The organism is Maritimibacter sp. HL-12, assembly GCF_900177545.1.
Classification (GTDB): domain Bacteria; phylum Pseudomonadota; class Alphaproteobacteria; order Rhodobacterales; family Rhodobacteraceae; genus Sinisalibacter.
This window is the reverse complement of the sequence record NZ_FXBQ01000001.1, coordinates 1336520-1362683: the sequence shown is the minus strand read 5'-3', so window position 1 is coordinate 1362683 and position 26164 is coordinate 1336520. Positions and strand designations below refer to the sequence as shown.

At 65.6% G+C, this 26164-nt stretch carries 25 protein-coding genes; 13 read left to right on the top strand and 12 right to left on the bottom strand.

All coding sequences use genetic code 11. The annotated features are described in order from the left end of the window. Nucleotides 1-354 precede the first annotated feature (354 nt). From B9Y97_RS06755 to B9Y97_RS06730, 6 genes are all read right to left on the bottom strand, one after another. Nucleotides 355-1146, bottom strand: coding sequence for a DUF1217 domain-containing protein (locus B9Y97_RS06755; RefSeq protein WP_085526028.1), 792 nt, complete (start codon nucleotides 1144-1146; stop codon nucleotides 355-357). Between the two features lie 3 nt (nucleotides 1147-1149). Then, nucleotides 1150-1557, bottom strand: a complete 408-nt coding sequence (gene flbT, locus B9Y97_RS06750) for a flagellar biosynthesis repressor FlbT (RefSeq protein WP_085526027.1) — start codon at nucleotides 1555-1557, stop codon at nucleotides 1150-1152. Further along, nucleotides 1554-1931: a flagellar biosynthesis regulator FlaF gene (gene flaF / locus B9Y97_RS06745; RefSeq protein ID WP_085526026.1), complete on the bottom strand. Its 378-nt coding sequence runs from the start codon at nucleotides 1929-1931 to the stop codon at nucleotides 1554-1556. Before flaF ends, flbT begins: the two co-directional genes overlap by 4 nt. Before the next feature lie 76 nt (nucleotides 1932-2007). Continuing rightward, a complete protein-coding gene (locus tag B9Y97_RS06740) occupies nucleotides 2008-3522 on the bottom strand; it encodes a flagellin (protein WP_085526025.1) in 1515 nt (504 codons plus the stop codon). A 224-nt stretch (nucleotides 3523-3746) separates the two neighbouring features. Next, nucleotides 3747-4103 (bottom strand): hypothetical protein, encoded by a 357-nt coding sequence (locus B9Y97_RS06735; RefSeq protein ID WP_085526024.1) that lies wholly within the window; start codon nucleotides 4101-4103, stop codon nucleotides 3747-3749. Then, entirely contained in the window at nucleotides 4090-4383 is a 294-nt protein-coding gene (locus B9Y97_RS06730) for a rod-binding protein (RefSeq protein WP_085526023.1), read from the bottom strand. Before B9Y97_RS06730 ends, B9Y97_RS06735 begins: the two co-directional genes overlap by 14 nt. A gap of 115 nt (nucleotides 4384-4498) precedes the next feature. On the opposite strand from B9Y97_RS06730, the gene B9Y97_RS06725 reads away from it, so the two are divergent. The 3 genes from B9Y97_RS06725 (at nucleotide 4499) to B9Y97_RS06715 (ending at nucleotide 7964) form a co-directional block, all read left to right on the top strand. Continuing rightward, on the top strand, nucleotides 4499-6298 hold the full coding sequence (locus B9Y97_RS06725) for a flagellar hook-length control protein FliK (RefSeq protein WP_085526022.1): 1800 nt from the start codon (nucleotides 4499-4501) through the stop codon (nucleotides 6296-6298). An 11-nt stretch (nucleotides 6299-6309) separates the two neighbouring features. Continuing rightward, entirely contained in the window at nucleotides 6310-6996 is a 687-nt protein-coding gene (locus B9Y97_RS06720; RefSeq protein WP_085526021.1) for a flagellar hook capping FlgD N-terminal domain-containing protein, read from the top strand. Nucleotides 6997-7058: 62 nt separating this feature from the next. Continuing rightward, nucleotides 7059-7964 (top strand): phosphotransferase family protein, encoded by a 906-nt coding sequence (locus B9Y97_RS06715; RefSeq protein WP_085526020.1) that lies wholly within the window; start codon nucleotides 7059-7061, stop codon nucleotides 7962-7964. Here the strand turns inward: B9Y97_RS06715 and ubiB are convergent. Then, nucleotides 7948-9477 (bottom strand): 2-polyprenylphenol 6-hydroxylase, encoded by a 1530-nt coding sequence (gene ubiB / locus B9Y97_RS06710; RefSeq protein ID WP_085526019.1) that lies wholly within the window; start codon nucleotides 9475-9477, stop codon nucleotides 7948-7950. The genes B9Y97_RS06715 and ubiB overlap by 17 nt on opposite strands. Next, on the bottom strand, nucleotides 9477-10229 hold the full coding sequence (ubiE, locus tag B9Y97_RS06705) for a bifunctional demethylmenaquinone methyltransferase/2-methoxy-6-polyprenyl-1,4-benzoquinol methylase UbiE (protein ID WP_085526018.1): 753 nt from the start codon (nucleotides 10227-10229) through the stop codon (nucleotides 9477-9479). The genes ubiB and ubiE overlap by 1 nt, the downstream gene beginning before the upstream one ends. A gap of 75 nt (nucleotides 10230-10304) precedes the next feature. Here ubiE and mutM point away from each other — a divergent pair, with 75 nt between their 5' ends. The 9 genes from mutM (at nucleotide 10305) to gyrB (ending at nucleotide 20293) form a co-directional block, all read left to right on the top strand. Continuing rightward, entirely contained in the window at nucleotides 10305-11156 is an 852-nt protein-coding gene (gene mutM, locus B9Y97_RS06700; RefSeq protein ID WP_085526017.1) for a bifunctional DNA-formamidopyrimidine glycosylase/DNA-(apurinic or apyrimidinic site) lyase, read from the top strand. Nucleotides 11157-11230: 74 nt separating this feature from the next. Further along, a complete protein-coding gene (locus B9Y97_RS06695) occupies nucleotides 11231-12007 on the top strand; it encodes an enoyl-CoA hydratase-related protein (RefSeq protein ID WP_085526016.1) in 777 nt (258 codons plus the stop codon). A 187-nt stretch (nucleotides 12008-12194) separates the two neighbouring features. Next, a complete protein-coding gene (gene rpsT, locus B9Y97_RS06690; protein WP_085526015.1) occupies nucleotides 12195-12458 on the top strand; it encodes a 30S ribosomal protein S20 in 264 nt (87 codons plus the stop codon). 528 nt (nucleotides 12459-12986) lie between these two features. After that, nucleotides 12987-14342: a chromosomal replication initiator protein DnaA gene (gene dnaA / locus B9Y97_RS06685; RefSeq protein WP_085526014.1), complete on the top strand. Its 1356-nt coding sequence runs from the start codon at nucleotides 12987-12989 to the stop codon at nucleotides 14340-14342. 111 nt (nucleotides 14343-14453) lie between these two features. Further along, nucleotides 14454-15572 (top strand): DNA polymerase III subunit beta, encoded by a 1119-nt coding sequence (gene dnaN, locus B9Y97_RS06680; RefSeq protein ID WP_085526013.1) that lies wholly within the window; start codon nucleotides 14454-14456, stop codon nucleotides 15570-15572. Between the two features lie 70 nt (nucleotides 15573-15642). Beyond that, complete coding sequence (gene recF, locus B9Y97_RS06675) at nucleotides 15643-16758, top strand: DNA replication/repair protein RecF (RefSeq protein WP_085526012.1); 1116 nt, start codon at nucleotides 15643-15645, stop codon at nucleotides 16756-16758. 2 nt (nucleotides 16759-16760) lie between these two features. After that, nucleotides 16761-17177 (top strand): VOC family protein, encoded by a 417-nt coding sequence (locus tag B9Y97_RS06670; RefSeq protein ID WP_139828406.1) that lies wholly within the window; start codon nucleotides 16761-16763, stop codon nucleotides 17175-17177. After that, complete coding sequence (locus B9Y97_RS06665) at nucleotides 17174-17794, top strand: LysE family translocator (protein WP_085526010.1); 621 nt, start codon at nucleotides 17174-17176, stop codon at nucleotides 17792-17794. Before B9Y97_RS06670 ends, B9Y97_RS06665 begins: the two co-directional genes overlap by 4 nt. A gap of 81 nt (nucleotides 17795-17875) precedes the next feature. Further along, nucleotides 17876-20293, top strand: coding sequence for a DNA topoisomerase (ATP-hydrolyzing) subunit B (gyrB, locus tag B9Y97_RS06660; protein WP_085526009.1), 2418 nt, complete (start codon nucleotides 17876-17878; stop codon nucleotides 20291-20293). A 328-nt stretch (nucleotides 20294-20621) separates the two neighbouring features. Here gyrB and B9Y97_RS06655 read toward each other — a convergent pair whose 3' ends face one another. Then, a complete protein-coding gene (locus tag B9Y97_RS06655; protein ID WP_085526008.1) occupies nucleotides 20622-21650 on the bottom strand; it encodes a GlxA family transcriptional regulator in 1029 nt (342 codons plus the stop codon). Nucleotides 21651-21756: 106 nt separating this feature from the next. Between B9Y97_RS06655 and B9Y97_RS06650 the strand changes: the two genes are divergently transcribed. Further along, nucleotides 21757-22971: a serine hydrolase domain-containing protein gene (locus B9Y97_RS06650; protein ID WP_085526007.1), complete on the top strand. Its 1215-nt coding sequence runs from the start codon at nucleotides 21757-21759 to the stop codon at nucleotides 22969-22971. Nucleotides 22972-23225: 254 nt separating this feature from the next. On the opposite strand, the gene B9Y97_RS06645 is transcribed toward B9Y97_RS06650, so the two are convergent. Genes B9Y97_RS06645 through B9Y97_RS06635 form a run of 3 tightly spaced genes read right to left on the bottom strand, consistent with a single transcriptional unit; the run spans nucleotide 23226 to nucleotide 26095 of the window. Further along, nucleotides 23226-24020, bottom strand: coding sequence for an alpha/beta fold hydrolase (locus B9Y97_RS06645; RefSeq protein WP_085526006.1), 795 nt, complete (start codon nucleotides 24018-24020; stop codon nucleotides 23226-23228). Between the two features lie 25 nt (nucleotides 24021-24045). Next, nucleotides 24046-24798: a methyltransferase family protein gene (locus tag B9Y97_RS06640; RefSeq protein ID WP_085526005.1), complete on the bottom strand. Its 753-nt coding sequence runs from the start codon at nucleotides 24796-24798 to the stop codon at nucleotides 24046-24048. Nucleotides 24799-24811: 13 nt separating this feature from the next. Then, nucleotides 24812-26095, bottom strand: coding sequence for an MATE family efflux transporter (locus B9Y97_RS06635; protein WP_176224318.1), 1284 nt, complete (start codon nucleotides 26093-26095; stop codon nucleotides 24812-24814). Nucleotides 26096-26164: the final 69 nt, after the last annotated feature.

Here is a 26164-nt window from a genome sequence, read left to right as displayed (position 1 = left end):
GTCGGCTCTGGCTCGAGGAAACGCGAGAGCGATCAAGGTTGGAATTGCATCGCCTGATCGGCGGTTGGTCTGCCGGGGGGCAAGGCTTCTTTTTCAAAGACCCTACAGGCCTTGCGCCAGCGTGATCGGCACGCAGCCGTGCAATGCAATACCATGGTCTTGGCGAGTGGAACCGAGCAGTCTCGGTCGGTAATCCGGGCGGCAGGTCGGTTGGCCGGCATGGTGCCCCGATGACCGCCGCTTCCGGCTGCTGCGGCGGCGCAGACCATCCGGCAAGACGATGGTCCGCGCGCCATTGGCTGGCAACTTTGCGAGAGGCCAGAGCGCCTTCCCGCCGGGCTTTGCAATGCGGTCTCACCCGCCTTGAAGCAGGGTGAGGGCGATCGTTCCCGACGACATCGACGTTTGCCCGGCGGTGATCTGTGACCGCAGGAGGAAGAGCTGGTTGAGTTTCTCGCGCGCCTCCGGGGTGGAAAACTGGTCGATCTCACCGTTCCCGAAGACTGTGCCGGCGCGATCGCGAAAGACCTCGAGCTGTTGGTCGATATCAAGCGCTCCCAGGGACGCGGGCAACCCAAGGGCGGTTTCGAATACCTTGCGCAAGGGCGGGCTGCCCATCACCGAGAACCATTTTCCATCCGCGCTGTTGTCACGCGTCGTGATCGCGGCCAGATCGCGCTCCAGCGATAATGCAAGACGCATGTCCTGTTGCTGGGTACCGACAGCGATTTCGAACTGCCGGGTGCGATAGGCGTCGAGCACCTCCGAGGCAAACCCGGGCAGCGTGTTTTTCGGCGTGTCGTGGTCAAATCCGAAGGCCTCTGCCAGGGCGGCATAACGCTTGTCCACCATCCGGTTCGCGAAGCTCTCGAGATCGCGCGTGCCTTCTTCGAGAACCTTGCGGATCAATGCCTTGTTCGGCAGGTCATCGTCGAGCCCAAATGCCCCCAGGGCAACCTTCATCAATCGAAAGTCGCTCACCAGCTCCCGTGCCGAAGTGATCTCGCCAATTCTCTCCGAGAAATGGGCGATATCGTTCTGGATTTCGGGGGTTGCATCGAACGCCTTCTGCTGTGCGTGCTGGGTGCGCTGCAGAAAGGTCCAGCCTGCGATTCCAGAAAACGGGACAATAGGCTGGAACCCCATCTGCTAGCCGATTCGCGTTGCTGCAAAGAGACGCTCTTCCCGGGGCAGAAGGGCGCGCAGGGCTTTGAGCGCGTGATAGACCTGTTCATTCAAGACTTCCTCTGTTGCCGTTTCCAGCAAGACACGGCTGTCGTGATCGGTAAAAACCTGGCTCAGTTGCTCGATCCCGCGCAGCAGTTGAATGCGGGCTTCGCTCTTGTCGGCATCGCCAGACAGGACGAGCTGGGCGATGTAGCAGACCCGCCTGACCGGGGTGTTCACCTCCTCGGGATGAATCGCGTCGCGAAGGCGCAGGATGTTGGCGTTCGGCGTCATGATCGACAGGCGCGATCGGCGTTCGCCGTTTTCGATGATCGCGCCATTGATCAAGACCCGCTCGCGTGGCCCGAGCTTGAGAACCAAACCGCTCATGCCGCCTCCAGTGAGCCGCGAAGCCCGCGCATGATGGTCGCATTGATCTCGATAAGGATTTCCGCGGTCTCGTCGCCGCGCAGCACCTTGCGGGAATGGAGGGCGGTGAATTCGGCGAGGTAAAAGACCCGCGCCCGCAACGCCGGGGGAAGGGCATTGCCTTCCTCGGCGACATCCGCGGCAAGAGCGGTCCAAAGCTGTCGGTTGGCATGGAGTGCGGCAACAAGCTCGGGAAACGCGCTTGCGCCGCCTTGGGTTGCAGATTTCATCCGGTGTGTGACGCGGGCAAAGGCCTCGTATTCGGCGCTGCGTGGCGTTCTGATCGGGGCGGCAGTGGTGGCATAGGCCGTTTTGGCCAGAAGAAGGGCGTTCACGGGGGTTCCTTCCGTTAACGAGAATGATCAGGCGGGAGGGGCCGGGGCACCGTTTTGGTGCCCCGGCTGCGCAGGTTTACCGGAACAGCGCGAGGATGTTCTGCGGTGCCTGGTTCGCGATCGAAAGCGCCTGAGTGCCAAGTTGCTGCTGCACTTGAAGGGCTTGCAGCCTTGCCGATGCCGCTTCCATGTCGGCATCGACCAGGGAGCCGATGCCGGCCTTGAGCGAGTCGGTGAGCTTGCCGATGAAACTGTTCTGGGTCTCGACCCGACCGGCGGCGGAGCCGAAGTCGGCGGCAGCGTCAATGGCGACGTTGATCATCGTCTCGATATTGTCGAGGCCAGAGGTGGCACCGACGTCCGTTGTCACGTCGATAGAGTCGAGGCCGAAGAGCCCGCCGGAGGCGACGCCGTCGGCATTGCCCGACACCGCGAAGGCGGCCGATGCTCCGTCGTTGTCGACTTTCAGCGACCATTGGCCGGTGTCCGTGTCCTGGACCACGCGGGTGGTGATGTCGCTGTCGCCGGCCGAGTCGATCGCGATCTTGAGGCCGCGGGCCACGTCTTCCATCGTTTCGCCCTTGCCGGCGATGTAATCGTAGGACGATGTGCCGACGGTGACCTTGTAACTGTCGCCTTCGTTCACGGAAGCGCTGGTCGAGAACGCGACGTTTTCCGCCCGCTCGTCGATGGATCCCGAGGTGGCGGTGAGTGACCCGGTGCCGTTCAGCGTGGTGATCAAAACGTCGCCATCTCCGGCGGTCGCTTCGCCCACCGCGATGTCGACGTCTTCGAAGCCACGTGTGGAGCTTACGGTCAAGGTGCCGTCGCTGTTTCCGGTGGCGGTGATACCTTCAAGGCCCAGGCCATTGATCATGCCGGCAAGCCCGTCGCCGATATCGGCCACCGCGGCACCGGCCGCGGTGAAGGAAACCTCGACACCTGCCACTGTCAACGTGGCGGTATCATCGGCGGCCCAGGTGTTGCCGACGGTTACGATCGCGGTGTTCGCAGTATTGGCCACTGCGGCTGCCGAGGCGGTGCCATTGGCGGCAAGCGAGGAACCCGATCCGAATGTTCCTTGCGCCGTGCCGAGGTCCTGGCGCGCCACGGTGATGTTCGCTGCCGTCACGGTGCCGTCGGCCGAGCGGTCGAGGGACGACAGGATGTTCACATCGTCCGTGCCGGAGACCATGTTGAGTCCGTTGAACTGTGCCGCACCTACGACCGAGGAGATCTGGTCGCGCAGCGCCGTGATATCCGTCTGGAGTTTGCCCCTGTCGACGTTTTCTTCCTGCGCCGCGACAATCTTGCCCTTCATCTGGGTGAGAAGGTCGGTCACCGTTTCCGACGCTTGGCGTGCGACCGCGAGGGTCGATTCTCCCAGCGAAAGACTGTCGGAGATCGCGGTGAAGCCGTTCACATCCGCTTCCATCACTTTCGAGATGGCCCAAACAGCGGAATTGTCCTTGGCCGAGCTGATCTGCTTGCCGGTGGAAATCTCGGATTGGGTCTTGGCGAGGTTGGAATTGATGTTCTTGAGGGTTTGCAGCGCAACCATTGCGCTGGAGTTCGTCAGAATGCTGGACATGCGTTCAGTTCCTTAAGTCGTTCGGCGCCGTTCGCGCCAGGTTTGAGGTCCGCCCGGTCAGGGCGGGTTCAGAGCCATTCTGACCTCTACGGATCCTGGATTCCCGGACCCGTGCCACCCCCTCTGGATGCCTGAACACCCTGGTTTGAAGTGCCTAAAGAACGGTGAAGACCTGAGCGCCGAATATGTTGGATTTTAGGCGATGACCGCGCCGGGGCAGGATTTCAGACACGATGGTTAACGCCAGATTTTCGCACGGGCGCAATGTCGGCGGTCATCCCGTCGCTTTGATAGGTGCGCATTTCGGACGGTTCGCGCCGTAGTGCTGCAAGGCGCTCCAGGGCGGCTTCAATGCCCCTGGACGCGGCGCGCAGCAATTGCTGATTCCGGCTGGATTTTGCCCGCAGCGCGGCCAGACGATCGGGAGCCGGCGTGGCAACGGAAAGCCGCGCGTAAAGACGTTTCTTGTCCGCCGTGATCCGGGCAATACCTTCGAGGTCTCCGGCGAGCAGAATTGCGCGCTCTTCATCAAGCAATGCGTCGAGCGCGGCGACGGGCGACTGCAGGTCAAACAGCCGCATCGTTACGCTCCTTCATGGCCTCGAACAGGTTTTCGGCCAGGCCAATGCCGCCGGCTTTGACCATCGCCCTGGCCTGTTCGAGCCGGAGAAACGAGGCGAACTGGTCCTCGCCCGCACCGCCTCCGAATGCCTCCGGGGTTTCGCCGAGACCTGCGGATTTGAGCATTTCGGCGAGAAAGCTCGCCTCAAGCTCCTTTGCCGCCTTCATCAAGGCAATGTCTTGCTCCGGCAAGGCGTGTTGCTGTGGTGACGTGGCGGAAAGGGGAAGCACCGTGGTCATTGCGAATCGCTCGAATTGGACTGGATTTCCGGCATCTTGACCAACAGCGGTAAACAATTCGGTAATCCCTCTCTGTCAGTCTCGGCGCATCGGAGTCAGAAAACCCGGATTGAAAATGCAACTGCCCACTGCCTTTCCGCTTCACGCGACGACCGATGGAAATGGGTCGTTCCCCGGACCGGCCGGGCGGCAACCCGGCAAGGAGGAAATGGGCGATTTCCTCGACCGAGCGGATGGGGTTTTCGTGATCGGCCTCGTGCCACCCGCAGGCGTTGCCGAGGATTGGAGCCACCGTGTCGGCCCCGAGCAACACGGCCGCGCCCCGGCTTCGCCGGCGAGCGCCGGCGTGCGGGAGATGGTGGCGGTCGGGTCGGGTTCGGTCAAGGCCGGGCCTTTCACGCCGGCAACGATACCTGGGACGGGTGATCAAGGGGGATCCGGAAAGCCTCACGATGGCCGGGCAATCGCCGCTGGAAGCCCGGACCAGCGTGTGCTGCCCGCCACTATCCATGGTGGCGGGCTTGGTGGCGACGGGCCTTCCGTGATTCCAGAATCCGGGTTGAAGTACAAATCCGGTGCGCCGTCCGGGTTCATGCGCGAATTCGCAAACGAGACGGCCAACAGGGGCGGACAGTTGATCGGCCCCGCGCCGCTCGGGGCCGGGGTAGAACCGTCTCAAGGTTCGTACGGCTCGATATCGTCGGGCGATGCGGGCTTGGTTGGGCGCCGCAAGGGCCTGGCTGCAAATCTGCAGGGCAACACAGCGGCGCGCGACGGGGTCGTGGCTCATGTCGCCGAGGTGCCGGCGCGCGGTTCGACGGTCCCCGCGCAGGTTGTCGAAGGCTTGTCCACGAATGCAGATCCTGCGGTTGCGGCGCGGCCCGGCGAGGGACAGAGGTATCGCGGAGCGGCGGATCACCAGGTTGGCTTTCCGCAGCCAGATGATGGTGGGATCGTAGCGAAAGACCGCGCGAACACAGCGGGTGACGAGACAACTGCGTTGAAACCGGATACCCGCACGCTTGTCCTTGCGCGGACTCCAGAGGTGTCGAATCCAGGGCTTCCGCGCGCCTTGGATGATATGGAAACCCGCGGTCAATCGGAAGGCCAAAGCCAGAACGCCGAGAAATACCGTCTGGCCAACGGCGATAGGGCACCGGCAACATTGGCTGCTGCGGCGGTCACAATGCAGAGCGGCGGTACCGCGGACAACGTCGATCCCGATCCGGTGATGCCGCGATCCTTCACGCACGGCGTTGAGCGGTCCGCGCAAGGAGAGGTGCCCAACCTGCGTGCTCCGGAACCCAGCCAAGCTATGGCGGCCGCGACGGTGACCCGTTCGCCACAGATATCACCACGCGCCGAGTCATCGCCAACCGAAGCCACGCCTTCGCCCAACGTCGATGGCGATCCGTTGCGACTGCCGGACGCCGTGCCGGGTGACCTGCGGAATGCCGAGATTGCGTCCAGCACGCCTGCGCCCAATCCCGTCTCGCGCATGGACCAGGGGCGTGCCATTGCTCTGCAGATCGCCGAGGTTCTGCGGGTTTCCGGCGATCGTGCCGTGGAGCTTCGGCTGCAGCCGGAAGAACTCGGACGGGTGAGTCTCACGATGAGCCAGGAAGGTGGGCACCTTCAGGTGACGCTTGTCGCCGAGCGTCCTGAAACGCTCGAGTTGATGCGCCGCCATATTGATCTCCTCGGTGAGGAGTTGCGCAGGCTCGGGCATGGATCGGTTCAATTCCTGTTCGAGGACGGCGCAGGGCAGAACCGGCAACGCGCGCCACAAACACTCGCAACAGCCGAGCACGGCGGCGGAGGTGTTCCGGCCGAGAACGACCCGCCGCCCACGACCTCCCGTCGGCCGCAACCCGGCATGGTGGGCCTCGCGGGTGGGCTGGATATTCGGATGTGATGGAGAGCAGGATGGAGATCAATGCAACCAACCCGGTGACCGCGGGCGCAAGCCCGGCAGCGCAACGGGCGGAGGATAATCCTCCGACCGCCCCGATGATCTCGTCGGATTTCGAGACGTTCCTGAAAATGCTGACCACGCAGATGGAGAACCAGGACCCCCTCAATCCCATGGAAAGCACGGATTTCGCGGTTCAACTGGCCACCTTCTCGGGCGTCGAACAGCAGGTTCGGACCAACGATATCCTTTCTGCGATGACCGGCCAGCTTGGCGCGATGAACATGTCGGATCTTGCCGGTTGGGTCGGCATGGAGGCCCGCGCGGTCACGTCGGCCTGGTTCGAGAATGCGCCGATCACGTTGTATCCCGATCCGGCCAGCGGCGCACAGCGCACCTTCGTGGTGGTCACGGATTCGCAAGGCGTCATGGTGGATCGCGTCGAGATCCCCGTTTCCGACCGGCCGGTGCAATGGGCCGGGGTTGGCCCGGGCGGGGTAACCTTGCCGCCGGGGCAGTACAGCTTCCACCTGCAGAGTTTTTCCAACGACAAGATCATCGGCGATGCGCAGATCCCGGTTTTTGCGGAGATCATCGAAGCTCGGACCGAAGCGGGGCAGACGATTCTCGTCCTCCAGAATGGCGAGGAGATCGCGGCGGCGGACATCGGTGCCCTGCGAAAACGGCCGGAAACGCCATGAGGTAGCGCTTGCCGTTGCGCCGAGCGGCGCTTAGCCTTCACCCGCCTTGATCGGAGGGGTGCGTGGCACAAGGGCAGGAGAACGCGGCGCGGATGACGCGCAACGAGCCGCCTGCGGCGCTCGTTGCCTATTGGTCAGAAAGGCTCGGTGGACCCTTTGACAACGCGGAATGGCGTCCGCTCGCCGGTGGTCGTACCAACAGGCTTTGGCGGGTGACCGGCGCACAACGCGATCTTGTCGTGAAACTGTTTCGTCCCGAGGCGCAGACACCGCTTTTCTGCAACGACCCGCAGGCCGAGGTTCGGGCTCTGGAAGCCCTGCAGGGGATCGGCATTGCGCCCGAATTCCTTGCCAACGGGGTGACCGAAGTGGGGCCGAGCCTGGTCTATGCCCATGTCGCGGGAACCTGTTGGCAACCGGGAAACGAGGTTGCCGATGTGGCTCGCGCCCTGGCCAGGTTGCATGCAACACCGGTGCCGACCGACTTCGGCAGGGCCCCGGCGCAAGCGGCCCACCTGCGACAGCAAGCGCGCGAGATGCTCGCGCAGGCGGGCGCGGCGGCGCGGGCGATCGCGGCACTCGAGCCGGACCCGCGGGGCGATACAGCACTGCCTGGCAAGAGGTTTCTGCATGGCGACCCAACGGCCGGCAACACGCTCGTTTCGGGCCGCGCGATCGCCTTCATTGATTGGCAATGCCCGGTCTGCGGCGATCCGGTGCTGGATCTCGCCGTCTTTCTCTCCCCGGCGATGCAGGTGATTTCCGGGAACCCGCCGTTGTCCCGGGCCGAAGAGGATACCTTCCTCGATGCCTATGGCGACGTGGCCATCGCGCGGCGCTACCGCGCCCTTGCACCGCTCCTGCATTGGCGCATGGCCGCCTATTGCCTGTGGCGCGCGGCGCGGGGTGAATCGGGGTACGCAGAGGCGGCGGCGCGCGAGGTGGCCCGCCTCAGAGCAGCGAGATAAGCCAGACTGCGCCCAGGGTCGCACCGCCACCAATCGCGACGTAGCCAAGCGCGCGCAGCGGACGGTGGCGCGGCGGCGCAGGCGGGTCTTGCGACTGGCGGATCAGTGCAGCCTCGACAAGGTTCGGCAGCCGCGGGCCGAACCGGGCAAGGATGCGCGCGGTTTTCGCCAGATCGCCCATCACGGCGCGCGGACCGATCGAGGTGGTGATGTAGTCCTCGACGATCGGATGGGCCACTTCCCAGATGTTGATCTGTGGGTTGAGCGAGCGCGACACGCCCTCGACGACGACCATCGTGCGTTGCAGGTGGATCAGCTCGGTGCGGGTCTGCATCCCGAACCATTCGGTGACCTCGAAGAGGTAGTGCAGAAGCCGCCCCATCGAGATCCGGGTGGCGTCCATCCCGAAAATCGGCTCGCCGACGGCGCGCAGCGCGCGGGCAAACTCGTCGACGTCCTGATCGGCGGGCACGTAACCGGCCTCGAAATGCACCTCGGCGACGCGCCGGTAATCGCGCTTGATGAAGCCGTAGAGGATCTCGGCGTAGACCCGGCGGGTGTATTCGTCGATCCGCCCCATGATGCCGAAATCCAGCGCGATGATATCGCCGTTTGCCGCGATCTTGAGATTGCCCTGGTGCATGTCGCCGTGGAACAGCCCGTCGCGCAGGGCGTGGCTGAGAAACAGGCAGAGCACCCGGTTGCCGAGGGCTTCCATGTCATGTCCGGCGGCACGGATGTTTTCCACCTCGTTGGCCGGAATGCCCTCGCCCCATCCCAGCGTCATCACCCGTTTCGAGGTCAGGTTCCATTTTACCACTGGAACGACGAAGCCTGCATCGCCCTTGGTGTTCTCGCGAAACTCGGAGGCCGAGGCACTTTCCAGCCGCAGATCGAGCTCGCCCATCACCACGCTTTCAAAATGCGCGATCACGTCGGTCGGGCGCAGGCGGCGCGATGACGGCAGCAGAAATTCGAGCACGGCGGCGGAGAAGTGGAAGGCGTCGAGATCGGTGCGGAAGGCGCGCTCGATCCTCGGGCGCAGCACCTTGACGGCCACATCCTCGCCGGTGGCGGCGATCGTGGCGCGGTGCACCTGTGCGATCGAGGCGGCGGCGATCGGTTCGGAGAACTCCGAGAACACCTCGTCGACCTTGATCCCGAGCTCATACTCGACGGTCTGGCGGGCAACGTCGCGGGGAAAGGGCGGCAGCTTGTCCTGCAGGTAGGTCAGTTGCAGCGCCAGATCCTCGCCAACCACGTCGGGGCGGGTCGACAGGATCTGGCCGAACTTGATGTAGGCGGGCCCGAGCGCGGTGATCGCCCGGGTGATCGGCGGCAAGTCCGGGTCGCCACGTTTGCCGAGCGGCGCGAAGGTCCAGCTCACGATGCGCGCGAGGGTGCGCAGGAGCGGTGGGGCATTGAAGGCATGCAACACCTCGCCAAGCGCCCCGGTGCGCGCGAAGGTGGCACCGGTCTGGACCAGCCGCCAGATGTTGTGCGGTCCACGCATCAGATTTTCCAGCCCGAGTGCAGCGCGGCGATCCCCATCGAGAGGTTGCGGTAGGCGACGTTCTCGAAGCCCGCGTCGCGGATCATGCTGGCAAAGCGCTCCTGGTTGGGGAACTTGCGGATCGATTCGACGAGATACTGGTAGCTCTCGGCATCGTTCGCGATCAGCTTGCCCATGCGCGGGATGACGTTGAAGGAATAGATGTCGTAGAGCTTCTGCATCAACTCGTTGGGGATCTGGGAGAACTCCAGCACCATCAGCCGCCCGCCTGGGCGGAGCACGCGGAAGGCCTCCGACAGCGCATCCTCGATCCGGGTCACGTTCCGGATGCCGAAGGAAATGGTGTAGACGTCGAAGCTGTTGGCCTCGAAGGGCAGCGCCATCGCGTCGCCCACCACCCAATCGAGGCTGTCGGCCATGCGGCCGGCTTCGGCGCGTTTGCGGCCTTCGATCAGCATGCTCTCGGTCATGTCGAGCACGGTTGCCTGCGCACCCGGGGCGCGGCCGAGGAACCGGAACGAGATGTCGCCGGTGCCGCCGGCCACGTCGAGCAACCGCTGGCCCGGCCGAGGTGCGAGCCAGTCCATCATCGCGTCTTTCCACAGCCGGTGGATGCCCGCGCTCATCACGTCGTTCATGACGTCATATTTCGAGGCGACGTTGGTGAAAACGCCGTGCACCATGCCGGCCTTCTGGTCTTCCTCCACCGTACGGAACCCGAAATGCGTGGTTTTCTTGTCGGAGGCGCTCATCGGTGCTTGCCCATTCTAGGAAACTGCTCCCTCTTATAGCGCCCGAGAGGGCCGCACAATGGAAGGGGGCGCGGATTGCCGGAATTACCCGAGGTCGAGACGGTTCGTCGCGGGCTGGAGCCCGTGATGGCAGGTGCGGTGATCGCGCGGGCCGAGGTGCGCCGAGCGGGGCTTCGCTGGCCGTTTCCCGCGCGCATGGCCGAGCGGCTCACCGGCGCGCGGGTCGAGCGGCTCAGGCGGCGGTCGAAATACATCCTCGCCGACCTCTCCACTGGCGAGACCCTGCTCATCCATCTCGGTATGTCGGGGCGGATGTTGATCTCGGGAACCATGTTGGGCGAGTTCCACCACGACCATCCCGCGCCGGAAAAGCACGACCATGTCGTGCTGCACATGGATACGGGCGCGCGGATCACCTTCAACGACGCGCGACGTTTTGGCGCGATGGATCTGTTTCCGACTGGCGAAGACGACGCCCACCCGCTGCTCGCCAGGCTCGGGCCGGAGCCGCTCGGCAATGCCTTCAACGAACGCCATCTTGTGGCTGCGCTGGCAGGGCGGAATACCCCGATCAAGGCGGCATTGCTCGATCAGCACATCGTCGCGGGGCTTGGCAACATCTACGTTTGCGAGGTGCTGCACCGGGCCGGGATCAGCCCTCGCCGCAAGGCAGGCCGGATTGCCGCCGCCCGGGCCGCGGCGCTGGTCCCGATCATCCGCGACGTGCTGGGAGAAGCCATCGCCTCGGGCGGCTCATCGCTGCGCGACTATCGGCAGGCCAGCGGTGAGCTGGGCTATTTCCAACACGCCTTCCGGGTCTACGGCCGTGAGGGCGCGGCCTGTGCCACACCGGATTGCACGGGCACGATCCGGCGCATCGTCCAGTCCGGCCGGTCTTCGTTCTATTGCCCGCGCTGCCAAAGATGACTTGATCTGGCCCACGAGACTCGCATAGGACTCGGGCCTTGACGGCAAAGCAAAGTGATCCCGGGAGGGCGCGCATGGCCTACAAGAACATCATCGTCGATATCGACGATTACGTCTGCCTGATCCGACTTGACCGCCCCGATGCAATGAACGCCCTCAATATCGAGCTCCTGCAGGAACTCGGCACGGCTCTCGGCGAAGCCCAGAAGAACGACAAGGTTCGAGCCTGCGTGATCACCGGCTCGGAAAAGGCCTTCGCGGGCGGGGCCGACATCAAGATGATGGCCGAGAAGGGCTTTGTCGATGTCTTCGCTAGTGATCTCTTCACCTCCGAGGAAGCCGCGATTTCACGGATTCGCAAGCCGATCATCGCCGCCGTTGCGGGTTATGCGCTGGGCGGTGGTTGCGAGCTTGCGATGATGTGCGACTTCATCATTGCCGCCGAGAACGCCAAGTTCGGCCAGCCAGAAGTCACCCTCGGCGTGATGCCGGGCATGGGCGGCTCGGCGCGGCTCACCAAGCTGGTGGGACGCTCGAAGGCAATGGACATGGCCCTCACCGGGCGCATGATGGGCGCGGAAGAAGCCGAGCGCAGCGGCCTCGCAAGCCGCGTTGTGCCGACGAAAAAGCTGATCGAGGAGGCCGTCGGCGCGGCCCGGAAGATTGCTGAAAAGGGCGCGCTCAGCGTGATGGCGATCAAGGAATCGGTGAACCGGGCCGACGAGATGCCACTTCGCGAGGCGCTTCTGTTCGAGCGCCGCCTGTTCCACGCGCTCTTTGCCACCGAAGATCAGAAAGAGGGCATGAAAGCCTTCCTCGAAAAGCGCGAACCGCAGTTTCGCGACCGCTGAACGAAGCCGTGGACCGGGCAGCCGGGACCAACGCGATTCGGGGCTTCACATCACCGCGGCGTTGAGATATACGCCGCCAGATCATGCGCGAGAGGCCCGCTTTGGCCAGAGGAGCCGGTAACGAACCCGGCCGGGTCGGTCTCGACGTGCAGACGCAATTCATACCGCCCGGGAAAGGGAACCGAACATGGCCAATTCGCCTCAAGCCAAGAAACGCGCGCGTCAGAACGAACGCCGTTTCGCCGTCAACAAAGCACGCCGCTCGCGGATCCGCACCTATCTTCGCAAGGTCGAAGAGGCGATCGCCTCCGGCGACAAGGATGCCGCCGCCACCGCGCTCAAGGCCGCTCAGCCGGAACTGATGCGGGGCGTCACCAAAGGCGTGCTGCACAAGAACACCGCCGCGCGCAAGATGTCGCGGCTGTCGTCCCGGGTGAAGGCTCTCGGCTGACCCGACTGAGACGAAAACAACACGGACAACGGCGCGCCATCCCGGCGCGCCGTTTTTCGTTTCGGCGGCAGAATCTGAGGAAAAATCGAATTTGTGCAACCGCCCCCGGATTCGTTTTCGCGATTGTTCTGTCAAGTGCAGAGAACGGTTGCGACGGGCGCGGGGCTTTGACTAGTCTCCTGAAGCGATTCACGTCGCCGACTTGGGAATTCTCGGTAAGGCAGGGCAGGACGGGACGAACCCGCCGCCGTGGCACCGAGCGGAGTAGTCCGGGGGGACGCTCCGAGAGACAGGATTTGATACGTCGCGCACGGGCCTGATCGGTGGATCAGGGTATCATGGTGCGAGTTGATCGCCGCTTTGGCGGTGAGTTGTCCTTTTCTTTCCCCGATCCGGCACGGCCATTTTACAATCGCTCGCGCGTCAACGGGGGACGTGGCGATAGTGACCCGGTCGTGCCTGGCCGGGGTGGTGTTGGTAGGGACAGGCCGCCGGTTTCGGGCGGTGCAAAAGTGGATTGACAGGACAATGACGAACGAGACGTGGGGCCAGGTTCGGGACATTCTGAAACAGGAAGTCGGGCAGAACAATTATCGCAACTGGATCGAACCGCTGGAACTGGCGCAGCTCGATGACGGCGTTGCCACCTTCCTCGTACCCACCGGATTCATCGGCAACTGGGTCGAGCGCAACTTCGGCGACAAGATCCTGCGCCACATGCTCGACGCCGGTGCGCGTGTCTCGCGCCTCGTGTTCACCGTGCCCAGCGTGGCGCGGCCAAAACCCGACGAAGCCCAGGGCCCGGCGACCAATGCCGCGCCCGTTCGCGTCGAGAAGGACGACCTGCCCGGCGCCCCGCTCGATCCGCGCTTCACCTTCGACAGCTTCGTGGTTGGCAAGCCCAACCAGCTTGCCCATGCCGCCTCTCGGCGCGTGGCCGAGGGCGGGCCGGTCACTTTCAACCCGCTGTTTCTCTATGGCGGTGTCGGCCTCGGCAAGACCCACCTGATGCACGCCATCGCGCACGAAATCCAGGCGCGCGACCCGTCGCTTCGGGTGGTCTATCTCTCCGCCGAGCAGTTCATGTATCGCTTCGTGCAGGCCTTGCGCGAAAAGCAGATGATGGATTTCAAGCACATGTTCCGCTCCGTCGACGTGTTGATGGTCGATGACGTGCAGTTCATCGCCGGCAAGGATTCGACGCAGGAGGAGTTCTTCCACACCTTCAACGCGCTAATCGATCAGAACAAGCAGATCATCATCTCGGGTGATCGTGCACCGGGCGAGATGAAGGACGTGGAAGACCGGATCAAGAGCCGGCTGCAATCGGGCCTCGTGGTCGATCTGCACCCCACCGATTACGAATTGCGCCTCGGCATCCTGCAAACCAAGGCCGCGCGCTACCGCGAGCAATACCCCGATCTGCAGATCGCCGAGGGTGTGCTGGAATTCCTCGCGCACCGGATCAGCACCAATGTGCGGGTGCTGGAAGGCGCGCTGATGCGGCTCTTTGCCTTCGCCTCGCTGGTGGGGCAGGAGATCACGCTGGAAAAGGCGCAGGATGCACTTTCGGACATCCTGCGCGCCTCCGACCGCAAGGTGACGGTCGAGGAAATCCAGCGCAAGGTGGCCGAACATTTCAACATTCGCATGTCCGACATGATCGGCCCCAAGCGCCAACGTTCGATCGCGCGACCGCGCCAGGTGGCGATGTATCTGTCGAAATCGCTGACCACCCGCAGCCTGCCGGATATCGGCCGGCGGTTCGGCGGGCGCGATCACACCACCGTCATGCATGGTGTACGCCGCATCGAGGAACTGAAGGTGAGCGACACCCAGCTGGCGGAAGACCTCGAATTGCTGCGCCGGGCGCTGGAGGCCTGAACGCCACCGCCCCTTGACGCCCCTGCCAAAGCAACGGAAAGTCCTGAAAAATCTTGCGCCGGGCGGCTGTCGGTCTATGGTTGCCGTCCCGGATTCTGAGTGGAGAGGGACATGAAGATTACCATCGAACGCGCCGTGCTGCTGAAGGCCGTGGCCCAGGCGCAATCGGTTGTCGAGCGGCGCAACACGATCCCGATCCTCGCCAACGTCCTGATCGAGGCCGAGGGCGGCGACGTCAGCTTCCGCGCCACCGACCTTGATATCGAGGTGGTTGACCGGGTGCATGCCATGGTCGAGCGCGCCGGGGCGACGACGGTGAACGCGGTGATGCTGCACGAGATCGTGCGCAAGCTGCCCGACGGGGCCACCGTCGCGCTTGCCGCCGACGAGGCCGCCGGGCGGCTCACGATCGAGGCCGGGCGCTCAAGCTTCTCGCTGGCCACGTTGCCGAAGGAAGATTTCCCGGTGATGGCCAACTCGGAATACACCGCGAATTTCGCCGCTGCCGCGCCGGTGTTGCGCCGGTTGTTCGACAAGTCCAAGTTCGCGATTTCCACCGAAGAAACGCGGTATTATCTCAACGGCGTCTACATGCACGTGAGCGAGGCCGAGGGCGGCCGGGTGTTGCGCTGCGTGGCGACCGATGGCCACCGGCTGGCGCGGATCGACGCCGATCTGCCTCCGGGTGCCGAGGAAATGCCCGGCGTGATCGTGCCGCGCAAGACGGTGGGCGAATTGCGCAAGCTGCTCGAGGATGACGACGCCCAGATCGCGGTGAGCGTGAGCGAAACGAAAGTGCGTTTCGCCACCCCCGAGATCATCCTTACGTCCAAGGTGATCGACGGAACCTTCCCCGACTACACCCGCGTGATTCCCACGGGAAACACCAAGAAAATGGAAGTCGACGCCACCGAGTTCGCCAGGGCGGTCGATCGCGTGGCGACGGTTTCGAGCGAACGCTCGCGCGCGGTGAAGCTGCAACTCGACGAAGACCGGCTGGTGCTCTCGGTCAACGCGCCCGATGCGGGCGCGGCGGAAGAGGAGCTTGCGGTGGCCTATGGCGACGAGCGGCTCGAGATCGGGTTCAACGCCAAGTACCTGCTGGAGATCGCCAGCCAGGTGGACCGGGAAAACGCCGTGTTCATGTTCAACTCGGCTGGCGAACCGGCGCTGATGCGTGAAGGCAACGACACTTCGGCGATCTACGTCGTGATGCCGATGCGCGTGTGACCGGCGGAAGGTTTTATAACTTTCGCGCCCCGCCAAAGGGCGTTTTCCAAACTTTCGAGGGAGCCCGCCGATGACGGGCCTCTTTTTGCGCGCCCTCACCCTCAGCCATTTTCGCTCGCACAAGCGCGCTGTGCTGGCGCTTGACGGCCGCCCCGTGGCGATCCATGGCCGCAATGGCGCGGGCAAGACGAACATCCTCGAAGCGGTGAGTCTGCTCAGCCCCGGCCGTGGGCTGCGGCGGGCCGGTGCCGACGAGATCGCGCGTCGGCCGGAGGCGCTGGGGTGGAAGGTGACCGCGCTCCTGCAATCGCTGCACCAGCTTCACGAGGTCGAAACATGGGCCGAGGCCGGTGCGTCCCGCCAGGTGACGATCGACGGCAAGCCCGCCGCGCAGGTGGCGCTTGGGCGGATCGCACGGGTGGTCTGGCTGGTGCCGGTGATGGACCGGCTCTGGACCGAGAGCGCCGAGGGCCGGCGGCGGTTTCTCGACCGGATGGCGATGAGTTTCGAGCCGGGCCATGCCGATTCGGTGCTGGCCTACGAGAAGGCGATGCGCGAGCGTAACCGGTTGCTGAAGGATGGGCAGGGTGACCGGCGCTGGTATCACGCGCTTGAAAGCCAGATGGCGCGGTCGGGTGCGGAGATCCAGAAAAACCGCGCCTATACCATTGCCCGGCTGGCGGCGGCGCAGGCCGAAGCGGAAACCAGTTTCCCCACAGCCGATCTGAACATCCTGCATGCGGACGGTGCCGAGTCCGGGCCGGAGGGTGAGGCGGACCTGATCGAGGCGTTCGAGGCCGGGCGCGAGCGCGATCTGGCCGCCGGACGCACGTTGCAAGGACCGCACCGGGCCGATCTGGCCGCCACCTACGCCGCCAAGGGCGTGGCGGCAAAAGATTCCTCTACCGGCGAGCAGAAGGCGCTGCTCGTGTCGCTCGTATTGGCCAACGCCCGGGCGCTGGCGGCGGATATTGGCGCGCCGCCGATCCTTTTGCTCGACGAGGTCGCCGCGCATCTTGACGCCGGACGCCGCGCGGCGCTTTTTGACGAGATCTGTGGCCTCGGGGCGCAGGCTTTCATGACCGGCACCGGGCCGGAACTGTTCGAGGCGCTCGGCGATCGGGCGCAAGTGTTCGAGGTGCGCGAAACCGACGGGGTGAGCGCGGTAACGGGAGCGGCCCCATGAGCCTGCCGATGAACCGGGTGACTTTCATCACCCTCGCGGTCGACGATCTTGCCCGTGCCCGCACCTATTACGAGGCGCTTGGCTGGGGAGTGGAAAGCGCCAACGACATGGTTGCCTTCTACGCCATGGACGGACAGAAGCTCTCGCTTTTCAGCCGCGCCGGGCTTGCCGCCGAAACCGGGCGCGATGTTGCGGCCCTGGGCACCGGGGCGATGACGCTGGCGCAGAACCATCCCTCGCCCGAAGCGGTGGATGCCGCCTTTGCCCATGCCGTCGCCTGCGGTGCCACCGGCGTGCGGACGCCTTTCGAGACAGACTGGGGCGGCTATTCCTGCTATGTCGCCGACCCCGACGGGCATTTGTGGGAATTCGCGTTCAACCCGTTTTCGCCGCTCGACGCCGAAGGCCGCATCGCGTGACGATCGGGGCCGGGGAGCTTGCGCTCTACGCGCTGGCGATGGTGGTGCTGACACTCACACCGGGGCCGGTCTGGGTGGCGACGATCGCGCGGGCGCTCTCGGGCGGCTTTTCGCGGGCCTGGCCGCTGTCGCTCGGCGTGGCGCTTGGCGACGTGATGTGGTCGGTGCTGGCGGTGCTGGGCGTGGGCTGGGTTGCGGCGAGCTTTGCCGGCGCGATGGAGGTGCTTCGCTACCTCGCCATCGCGGTCTTCGTGCTGCTCGGCCTTGCCGTCCTGCGCAACGCCGACGCGCCGGTGGAGCGCGACAACCGGCTGACCCGGCCCGGCATCTGGGCCGGGTTCGTCGCCGGTCTGCTGGTGATCCTCGCCAACCCGAAGGCGATCCTGTTCTACATGGGCTTCCTGCCCGGCTTCTTCGATCTCTCCAGTCTCCGCGCGCTCGACGTGGTGGTGATCGCGGGGGTTTCCTTCGCTGTGCCGATGGCGGGCAACCTCACTCTTGCGCTTCTTGTCGGCCACGTTCGGGCGCGGCTGACATCGCCGCTCGTGGTGCGGCGGCTCAACATCGTGGCCGGCTTGTTGCTGATCGCCGTGGGCGTGGCGATCGCGCTTGTCTGACCCCCCGATAATGCGGCGTGGCGCTGGTAAATCCCTGCCGGAACCCCTATAAATTCCCGACCAGTTCCAAGGAAGGTCCGCATGGCCGACGACGTACAGAACGAAACCGAATACGGCGCAGAATCCATCAAGGTTCTCAAAGGGTTGGATGCCGTTCGCAAACGCCCCGGCATGTATATCGGCGATACCGACGATGGCTCGGGCCTGCACCACATGGTCTACGAGGTCGTCGACAACGGGATCGACGAGGCGCTGGCCGGTCATGCCGATGCGGTTACGGTGAAAATCCACGCCGACAATTCGGTTTCGGTGATGGACAACGGCCGCGGTATCCCGGTGGAAATTCACCGCGAGGAAGGCGTAAGCGCCGCCGAGGTGATCATGACCCAGCTTCACGCGGGCGGAAAATTCGACCAGAATTCCTACAAGGTGTCGGGAGGCCTGCACGGTGTGGGCGTTTCGGTGGTCAACGCGCTGTCGGACTGGCTGGAACTGACGATCTGGCGCAACGGCAAGGAACACCGCGCCCGCTTCGAGCGCGGCGAGACGGTGGAACACCTGACGGTGGTTGGCGATGCCCCGGGCAAGAAGGGCACGATGGTGCGCTTTCTCGCCTCGACCGATACTTTCTCGAACCTCGATTACGTCTTCAAGACACTGGAAAACCGACTGCGCGAACTGGCTTTCCTGAACTCGGGTGTGCGCATCATCCTTGAGGACGAGCGCCCGGCAGAACCCCTGCACGTGGAATTGCACTACGATGGCGGGGTGAAGGAATTCGTGAAGTATCTCGACCGGCACAAACAGCCGATGATCGAGGAGCCGATCTTCATTTCCGGCGAGCGAGACGGGATCACCGTGGAAGTGGCGATGTGGTGGAACGACAGCTACCACGAGACCGTGCTGCCGTTTACCAACAACATTCCGCAGCGCGATGGCGGCGCGCACCTTGCCGGCTTCCGTGGCGCGCTGACGCGCACGATGAACCTTTACGCAAACTCCTCGGGGCTGGCGAAGAAAGAGAAGGTCAACTTCACCGGCGACGACGCCCGCGAGGGCCTCACCTGCGTGCTCTCGGTCAAGGTGCCCGACCCGAAATTCTCGTCGCAAACGAAAGACAAGCTGGTGTCGTCCGAAGTGCGTCCCGCCGTCGAGGGGCTGATGAACGAGCGGTTGAGCGACTGGTTCGAGGAGCACCCGAACGAGGCGCGGCTGATCATCGGCAAGATCGTCGAGGCGGCTCTGGCGCGCGAGGCGGCCCGCAAGGCGCGCGAGATGACGCGCAAGAAATCGGCGCTCGACGTGGCCAGCCTGCCGGGCAAGCTCGCCGATTGCCAGGAGAAAGACCCGAGCAAGCGCGAGATCTTCCTCGTCGAGGGCGACAGCGCCGGTGGGTCGGCCAAGCAGGGGCGTTCGCGCCATGACCAGGCGGTGCTGCCGCTCAGAGGCAAGATCCTCAACGTCGAGCGTGCCCGGTTCGACCGGATGCTGGGCAGCCAGGAGATCGGGACGCTGATCACCGCGCTCGGCACCGGGATCGGCCGCGACGAGTTCGACATCTCCAAGCTGCGCTATCACCGGGTCATCATCATGACCGATGCCGATGTGGACGGTGCGCATATCCGCACGCTCCTGCTCACCTTCTTCTTCCGGCAGATGCCGGAACTGATCGAGGGCGGCTATCTCTACATTGCCCAGCCGCCGCTCTACAAGGTGGCGCGCGGCAAGTCGGAGGTTTACCTCAAGGACGTGCCGGCGCTGGAAGATTACCTGATCCAGCAGGGGATCGAGGGGGCCGTTCTGCGGCTGAAAACCGGCGAGGAGATCGCCGGGCAAGACCTCGCCCGCGTTGTCGATGCCGCGCGCCAGATCCGCCGGGTGCTCGACGCCTTCCCGACGCACTACCCGCGCTCCATTCTCGAACAGGCGGCGCTCGCCGGTGCCTTCGATCCCGGTGCCGCGGATGCCGACCTTCAGGGCGTGGCCGATGCCGTCGCCAAACGGCTCGACCTGGTGGCGCTGGAGTACGAGCAGGGCTGGCAAGGGCGGATCACCCAGGATCATGGGATCCGGCTGGCCCGGGTGCTGCGCGGCGTGGAAGAGGTGCGCACACTCGATGGCGCGGTGCTGCGTTCGGGCGAGGCACGGCGGTTGGCGCAGGTGAGCGGCGCATCCCGCGACCACTACAAGGCACCCTCGCACCTGGTTCGCAAGGAGCGCGAACAATTGATCTATGGCCCCCTCGATCTGCTCGACGCAATGCTTGCCGAGGGTGAAAAGGGCCTCACCCTGCAACGCTACAAGGGACTTGGCGAGATGAATCCCAACCAGCTTTGGGAAACCACGCTCGATCCCGAAGCGCGCACCCTGCTGCAGGTGAAGATCAACGACCTCGCCGATGCCGATGACATTTTCACCAAGCTGATGGGAGACGTGGTGGAGCCGCGGCGCGAGTTCATCCAGCAAAACGCGCTGAGCGTCGAGAACCTCGATTTCTGAGTCCTTGTCGGGAGCCGGGGCGCCCGACTCCTGCCGGGTAGCCCCGGTCCTCGCATCGTGGACGGCGACGGGCAGCGTCGCGTTGTTCGAGTTCCTGTCGCGCGGCCATCCCGAAACCAACACCGGGTTCCGCACGGTGCGCTTGCGCGCGGTGCACCGCGATACGAGGGCGGTGACGGGTCGAGGCGGAAGACCGTGGCTCGGCGCGTCGCGTTCGGCAGTATCTTCGACGCCGTGGCCGAGCAACCCGAGCCAGGCGGGCCACGTGGCATCTCCAGGTTTTCGTCCAGCGGTGAAGTGATCGCCCCGCGCGCGGCTCACCAAGGGATCACGCGATGTGCGGCCGCACGACGCGCGCGAAATGACGGCGGTAGGCACCGGGGGTGACGCCGGTCTTGCGGCGGAAAAGGCGGTGAAAATAGGAAGGGTCGTCATAGCCGACCTCGAAGGCGACCGCGTCGGTGGCGATGTCGGAGGTTTCGAGCAGGTGCTTGGCTTCCTCGATCCGGACCGCCTGCACGTAGTCGACCGGGGCATATCCCGTCGCGGCGCGGAAGCGGCGCTTGAAGCTGCGCTCCGGCAGTCCCGAGCGGGCGACCATGCGCGCGACCGGCGATTTCATGGCGTAGTTTTCGGCGATCCATTCCTGCGCTGCGGCCACGGGCGCGTCGGCGTGGTGGCGGGGGCGACCGAGGAGCGAGAACAGGAGCTGCCCCCGGGAGCGATCCCCCAGCACGAAGACGCGGGCAATCCGCACCGCCTCTTCGGGGCCGCAGAACCGCGCGATCAGGTGCAGCGCAAGATCCTCCCATGACCCCGGGCCACCGCCGGTGACGAGGCGCTGTTCGGGCCCCGACGCGCAGAGGATGCGTTCGGGGCGGAGGCGCACCTCGGGGAAGGCTTCCCGCATCAAGTCCGCCGCGGCCCAGTGGGTCGTCGCCTCGCCGCCGTCGAGAAGCCCGGTACTGGCGAGGACCACCGAGCCGGTGCAGACCGAGCAGAGCGTCGCGCCTGTTTCGGCCTGGGCGCGGAGCCAGGCTGCCTCAGGCCGCCAGCGCGCCGGGTCTCCGAGACCTGCGGTGAGGTCAAGATCGGTGACGATGACGATGTCGGCCGGGGCGGTTGCCTCTTCGAGGGAAAGATCGGGCGCGATGACCGGCCCCACGGGGGACCGCCACGGCGATCTTTCGCGCGCCACGACGCGCACCTGCATGCGCGGGGCCTGACCGGTCTCGCCGGTGATCTGCGCCCAGGCGATGCCCACGGCCGAGAACACTTCGAGGAAAGCGAAGAGCGTCGTCGGCGTCGACTCGGGCAACGCGAGCAGCCTGACTTCGACGGTAGCGGCAGGGTGCATGGCCCAGACTGGCACATTTGGACAGGTTTTGTCCATTCGCCCGCTCACCAGCCGGGCGGAATGAGGGCATCACGGCGCCCGTCACGATCAAAGAAAGGATGACCCGATGACTCACATATATCGCCGCGCCGTGCCCCTCGCCCTGGGTGCCGCGCTTCTGCTCGGCGTCGCGGCCGAGGCCACGCCCGCCCCGGGCATCGACGCGGTGCTCGACCGCTGGGTCGAGTCCGGCCGTATTGCGGGTGCCGTGGCGCTGGTGGCAAAGGATGGCGAGATCGTCTATCGCCGCGCTGCCGGGCATGCCGACCGCGAAGCCGGAATGCCGGTGACGGAGGACACGATCTTTCGCCATGCCTCGATGACCAAACTGATCACCTCGGCCACGGCGCTCGCCCTCGTCGATCGGGGCCGGCTTTCGCTGGATGCCCCGGTGACCGACTGGCTGCCCTGGTTCACCCCGGCGCTGCCGGACGGGCGGCAACCGACGATCACGATCCGGCACCTGATGACGCATACCGCGGGCCTCAGCTATGTCTTCCTTGAGCCGCAGGGGAACGCCTACGAGACCTTGGGTGTGCCCCAGGGCCTTGGCGCGGAGGATCTTTCGCTTGAAGAGGCGTTGCGCCGACTCGCCGAAGCGCCGCTCTTCTTCGAGCCCGGATCGGAGTGGCGCTATTCGCTGGGCACGGACGTTCTCGGGGCGGTGATCGAAGAGGCCGCGGGGATGCCGCTGCCCGAGGCGGTCAGGCACTATGTCACCGGGCCGCTCGGTATGGCGGACACGACTTTCGTCGTCACTGAACCGGACCGGCTGTCGGCCGCCTATCGCGACGGTGACGACGTCGCGGAGAGAATGGCGGATGAGGGCGACCTGGTGCCGCTGGGCGAAGCGGGCGTGCCGGTCTGGCCGGCACGTGTGCTCGACGCCGCAGCCTATCCCTCGGGAGGCGGCGGGATGAGCGGTACCGCGGGCGACTATCTTGCCTTGCTCGAGGTGATCCGCACCGGTGGCGCGCCGATCCTGTCGGAAGCCGCCGCGCGAGATATCGGAACCCACGCCATCGGAAACCTTCGGGCCTGGACCGAGGGAGATGGCTGGGGCCACGGGCTCGGCGCTGCGGTGCTGCTCGACGCGGAGGCCGCCGACACGCCGCAGACCCCCGGCACCTTCCAATGGGGCGGCGCGCTTGGCAGCCATTGGTTCGTGGACCCCGCCGTCGGCCTGACGGTTGTGGTGCTGACCAATACCTCGGTGGCGGGCGTGATCGGTGACTTCCCGGCAGAGATGCGTGACGCGATCTATGCCACCTATGCGGAGTGACCCAAGAAGCCTGTGCGCAAGCCGACCGCGCTGAATGTATCCAGAAGCGGAGACGGGGCCGCCTGCCTCTGCTTCTGGACGTTCTGATCCGCCGGGTCCGAGGGTGTCCGCTCAGGTGATGCGGTGGCGGGCCCGGGAGGACCGAGGTGCACTGGCGTTGCGCGCATGCAGGGAGCTAACGGCGATCGTGATGCGTTCAGATGCTGCCGGGCATGGAAACCGGCGCGACGGCACCCCGCCAGAATGGCGCGGGGTCATGCCGCCCTGGTCGCCTGCCCGGCGATCCTTTCCCGCAGGCTTGTGGCAAGAATGTCATGCACCACGTCTGCGTGGGTCAGCGGCCCCATATGCGCCGCGCCGCGCACCTCGCGGGTTCTTGCGGCGGGTATCAGGGTCGCAAGCCGTTCGGTTGCCAGCCGTGCCGGATTGTACGACCGGGAACCGATCAACAAATCGACCGGGCAGCGCAGTACGCTCGGCGCGCCGGCTCCGGCATTCTCGCTTCGCAGCGCCTCGAAACCGGCGAGGCCCTGCTCAAGCACGGCGCCGATCCGCAGGCGTGTTCCTTCGTCGAGGGTGTCCCAGGCCGCGTCGCCGCCCCAGTAGGTCACGAAGCGCCGGGCACCGTGGTCGCGACGGCCTTCGGCCAGCGCGCGGCGCACCGCAAGGGCCACGTCCAGAAGCTCCCACAATGCGCGTTCTCCGGGCTTGCCGCAGTCGCGCAGCAGGTGAAAGGCGGCGGGTTCGTAGAGCGAAAGACTCGCGACCCGGTCGGGCCTGCGGCCCGCAAGGTGAAGCGCAAGAGCGCCGCCGTGCGAATGGCCGACGACATGCACGGGCGCGGGTGTGCGGTCGAGCCAGTCGAGAAGCGGCGCGGCTTGTGCCGTGAGCGTGGGCCGCGAGGTCTCGGGAAACCGCGGCAGCGGCGGGGCGTGAAACGCGGCGAAGTCCGCGAGGCCCGCCGCCAGTGGATCCCATTGGCGGGGCGTCCCGCCGGTGCAATGCAGGGCGAGCACCTGCGGCTTCGATCTCATCGGGGGATGGTTCATCGGTTCATTCCTTTCTTTCGGAGGGTCAAATACCGGACCGCCTGCGCGAACGGCGCAGTCTGGGCAGAAAAGCGGGCACTTCGCGCCGGTAGCGGCGATAGGCTTCACCGAGGTCTGCGGCGAGGTCGGCCTCCTCGAAGGCGGTGGCGGTCAGGACGTAGACCATCGTGCCGATGGCGAAGGTGATCTGGCCCAGCGTCATCTGCGGGGTGAGCCAGGGCACCAGCATCCAGCCGAGGCTGATCGGGTGGCGCACGAGCCCGTAGAGCCAGCGCGCGGTGAAGGCGGGGTTCGGTTCCGGCAAGCCGCGCACCCGGTTCCAGACCTGCGCGAGGCCGAAGAAGCGCAAGTGCCCGATCGGGAAGGTGGCGCTGAACATCAAGCCCCAGACCGCGAGGAACGCTGCCCAGATCGCGCCCGCCGCCCAAGGATCGGACACCTGCCAGAGGGGGATCGTGACGGGTTGCCAGAACAGGATCAGGAGCGCGACGGCGGCGGTGCTCATCCAGAGATAGGTGGTGCGCTCAAGCGCGGGTGGGATCAGGCGCGTCCAGCGCGCCTTGAACCAGCGCCGGGCGGTTACCGAGTGGTGCAGGCCGAAAAGGCCGATCAGTCCGAGGTTGATGGCAATCGAAGGGCCGATTGGCCCCGGGTCGCCGGCGTTGACGCCCTTGAAGAAGGGCAGATCGGCAAGGAAGGCGACGACGGCGGCGATGCTGGCGAGTCCGGCGGCGTAGCCACCCGCGCCGTAGGCGAGCCTCAGGATTGATCGAAGCATGGAACAGGTCCTTTCAGGTCTGGAGGTGGAGGACTGCGGCGGGGCGGTGCCGCCGCAGACGAAGCGTGGTGAGCAGGGACGCGGCAAGCGTGCCCGCGGTGAGCGCCGCCCAGAGGCCGGTGACACCCCAACCGGCGCCGGCGAGCAGCACCGCCATCGGCAGCGTCACGCCCCAGTTCCCGCCGAGGGAGAAAAGCATCGGCACCCGCGTGTCGCGCAGACCGCGCATCAGCCCTGCCGCCACTGCGCCGAGCGGTGCGGCGGCCTCGGACAGAGCGAGGAGCAGGATCAGCCCGGCCGCCGTGGCAGCGGTCGCCGGGTCGGCGAAGACGGCGCGGGAAAGCGGCGTCGCGATTGTGCAAAGCAGGGCTACGTTGACCGCGCCGGCGGCAAGGCCCAGCCGGACACCGGCGCGCAACGGCCAGCGCGGGTCGCCCGCCTCGGCCTGCCGCGCCATGCGGACCGTCGCGGCCTGCTGAAGCCCGGAGGTGACGGCATAGACGATCCCGGCAAGGCGCAAGGTCAGGGCATGGGCAGCGGCTGCCTCGGGGCCGAAGCGGGCGGCAAAGAGCGTGGCGCCGAGGAAAACGCCGAGTTCCGCCAGCATGGTCACGCCGATGGGAGGACCCAGGCGCAGCGCCTCGGCCAGTTCGCGGCCCGCGCGCCAGTCGGCCCCGACGTCGCCCTGCCGCAGGCAGATGACAGAGAGCGCGATCGCGATAGAGCAGGCGACGATCAGCGAGGAGACCCCCGCGCCGGTGATGCCGAGGCCTTCCCAAGGCCCGACCCCGTGCATCAGAACCCGGTTCAATGCCGCGTTGAGTGGGATCGCCCCGAGTGTCACGCGCAGGATCGCACCCGGTCGCTCGCGCGCCACAAGCCGGTTGCGCATCACCGCGACGGCAAGCATCGGCAGGAGCGTCGTCGCCATCGCGCGGGTGTAATTGCGACCCTGGTCAAGCAGGTCCGAAGGGATGCCGAGATGCCCCAGCCAGCCCGGCGCGGTCCAGATCAGCGGCGCGAGAAGCGCGCCGAGGAGCAGCGCGAGCAACCAGCCCGCCGCGCGCAGGCGGCGCAGGCGTGGCGTGTTTTCGGCCTCGGCGGCCGCAGCGTAGAGGGTGGCGAGGCCCGAGATCGTTCCCGCCGCAAAGACGAACACGAGGCTGTAGAAGTCGCTGCCGATCGCCACGGCGGCAAGGCCCGCGACGCCGAATTGCGCGGCCATGAGGGTGTCGGTCACGCTCATCGCCATGTTGACAAGCGCGACCATCGTCATCGGTGCCGCGAGGCGGAGCATCGCGCCGGTCTCGGCGCCAAAAAGGGAGAGGCCCCGCGGCCCGCGCGCGCGGGAAAGCGTGAGGGTTGT

Coding starts and splice junctions, on each gene's coding strand:
- B9Y97_RS06755 (WP_085526028.1), bottom strand. CDS start 1,146: ATGGGGTTCCAGCCTATTGTCCCGTTTTCTGGAATCGCAGGCTGGACC.
- flbT (WP_085526027.1), bottom strand. CDS start 1,557: ATGAGCGGTTTGGTTCTCAAGCTCGGGCCACGCGAGCGGGTCTTGATC.
- B9Y97_RS06740 (WP_085526025.1), bottom strand. CDS start 3,522: ATGTCCAGCATTCTGACGAACTCCAGCGCAATGGTTGCGCTGCAAACC.
- B9Y97_RS06735 (WP_085526024.1), bottom strand. CDS start 4,103: ATGCGGCTGTTTGACCTGCAGTCGCCCGTCGCCGCGCTCGACGCATTG.
- B9Y97_RS06730 (WP_085526023.1), bottom strand. CDS start 4,383: ATGACCACGGTGCTTCCCCTTTCCGCCACGTCACCACAGCAACACGCC.
- B9Y97_RS06725 (WP_085526022.1), top strand. CDS start 4,499: ATGCAACTGCCCACTGCCTTTCCGCTTCACGCGACGACCGATGGAAAT.
- B9Y97_RS06720 (WP_085526021.1), top strand. CDS start 6,310: ATGGAGATCAATGCAACCAACCCGGTGACCGCGGGCGCAAGCCCGGCA.
- ubiB (WP_085526019.1), bottom strand. CDS start 9,477: ATGCGTGGACCGCACAACATCTGGCGGCTGGTCCAGACCGGTGCCACC.
- ubiE (WP_085526018.1), bottom strand. CDS start 10,229: ATGAGCGCCTCCGACAAGAAAACCACGCATTTCGGGTTCCGTACGGTG.
- B9Y97_RS06695 (WP_085526016.1), top strand. CDS start 11,231: ATGGCCTACAAGAACATCATCGTCGATATCGACGATTACGTCTGCCTG.
- rpsT (WP_085526015.1), top strand. CDS start 12,195: ATGGCCAATTCGCCTCAAGCCAAGAAACGCGCGCGTCAGAACGAACGC.
- dnaA (WP_085526014.1), top strand. CDS start 12,987: ATGACGAACGAGACGTGGGGCCAGGTTCGGGACATTCTGAAACAGGAA.
- dnaN (WP_085526013.1), top strand. CDS start 14,454: ATGAAGATTACCATCGAACGCGCCGTGCTGCTGAAGGCCGTGGCCCAG.
- recF (WP_085526012.1), top strand. CDS start 15,643: ATGACGGGCCTCTTTTTGCGCGCCCTCACCCTCAGCCATTTTCGCTCG.
- gyrB (WP_085526009.1), top strand. CDS start 17,876: ATGGCCGACGACGTACAGAACGAAACCGAATACGGCGCAGAATCCATC.
- B9Y97_RS06655 (WP_085526008.1), bottom strand. CDS start 21,650: ATGCACCCTGCCGCTACCGTCGAAGTCAGGCTGCTCGCGTTGCCCGAG.
- B9Y97_RS06650 (WP_085526007.1), top strand. CDS start 21,757: ATGACTCACATATATCGCCGCGCCGTGCCCCTCGCCCTGGGTGCCGCG.
- B9Y97_RS06645 (WP_085526006.1), bottom strand. CDS start 24,020: ATGAACCATCCCCCGATGAGATCGAAGCCGCAGGTGCTCGCCCTGCAT.
- B9Y97_RS06640 (WP_085526005.1), bottom strand. CDS start 24,798: ATGCTTCGATCAATCCTGAGGCTCGCCTACGGCGCGGGTGGCTACGCC.
- B9Y97_RS06635 (WP_176224318.1), bottom strand. CDS start 26,095: ATGCTCCGCCTCGCGGCACCGATGACGATGGTCGCGCTTGTCAACATG.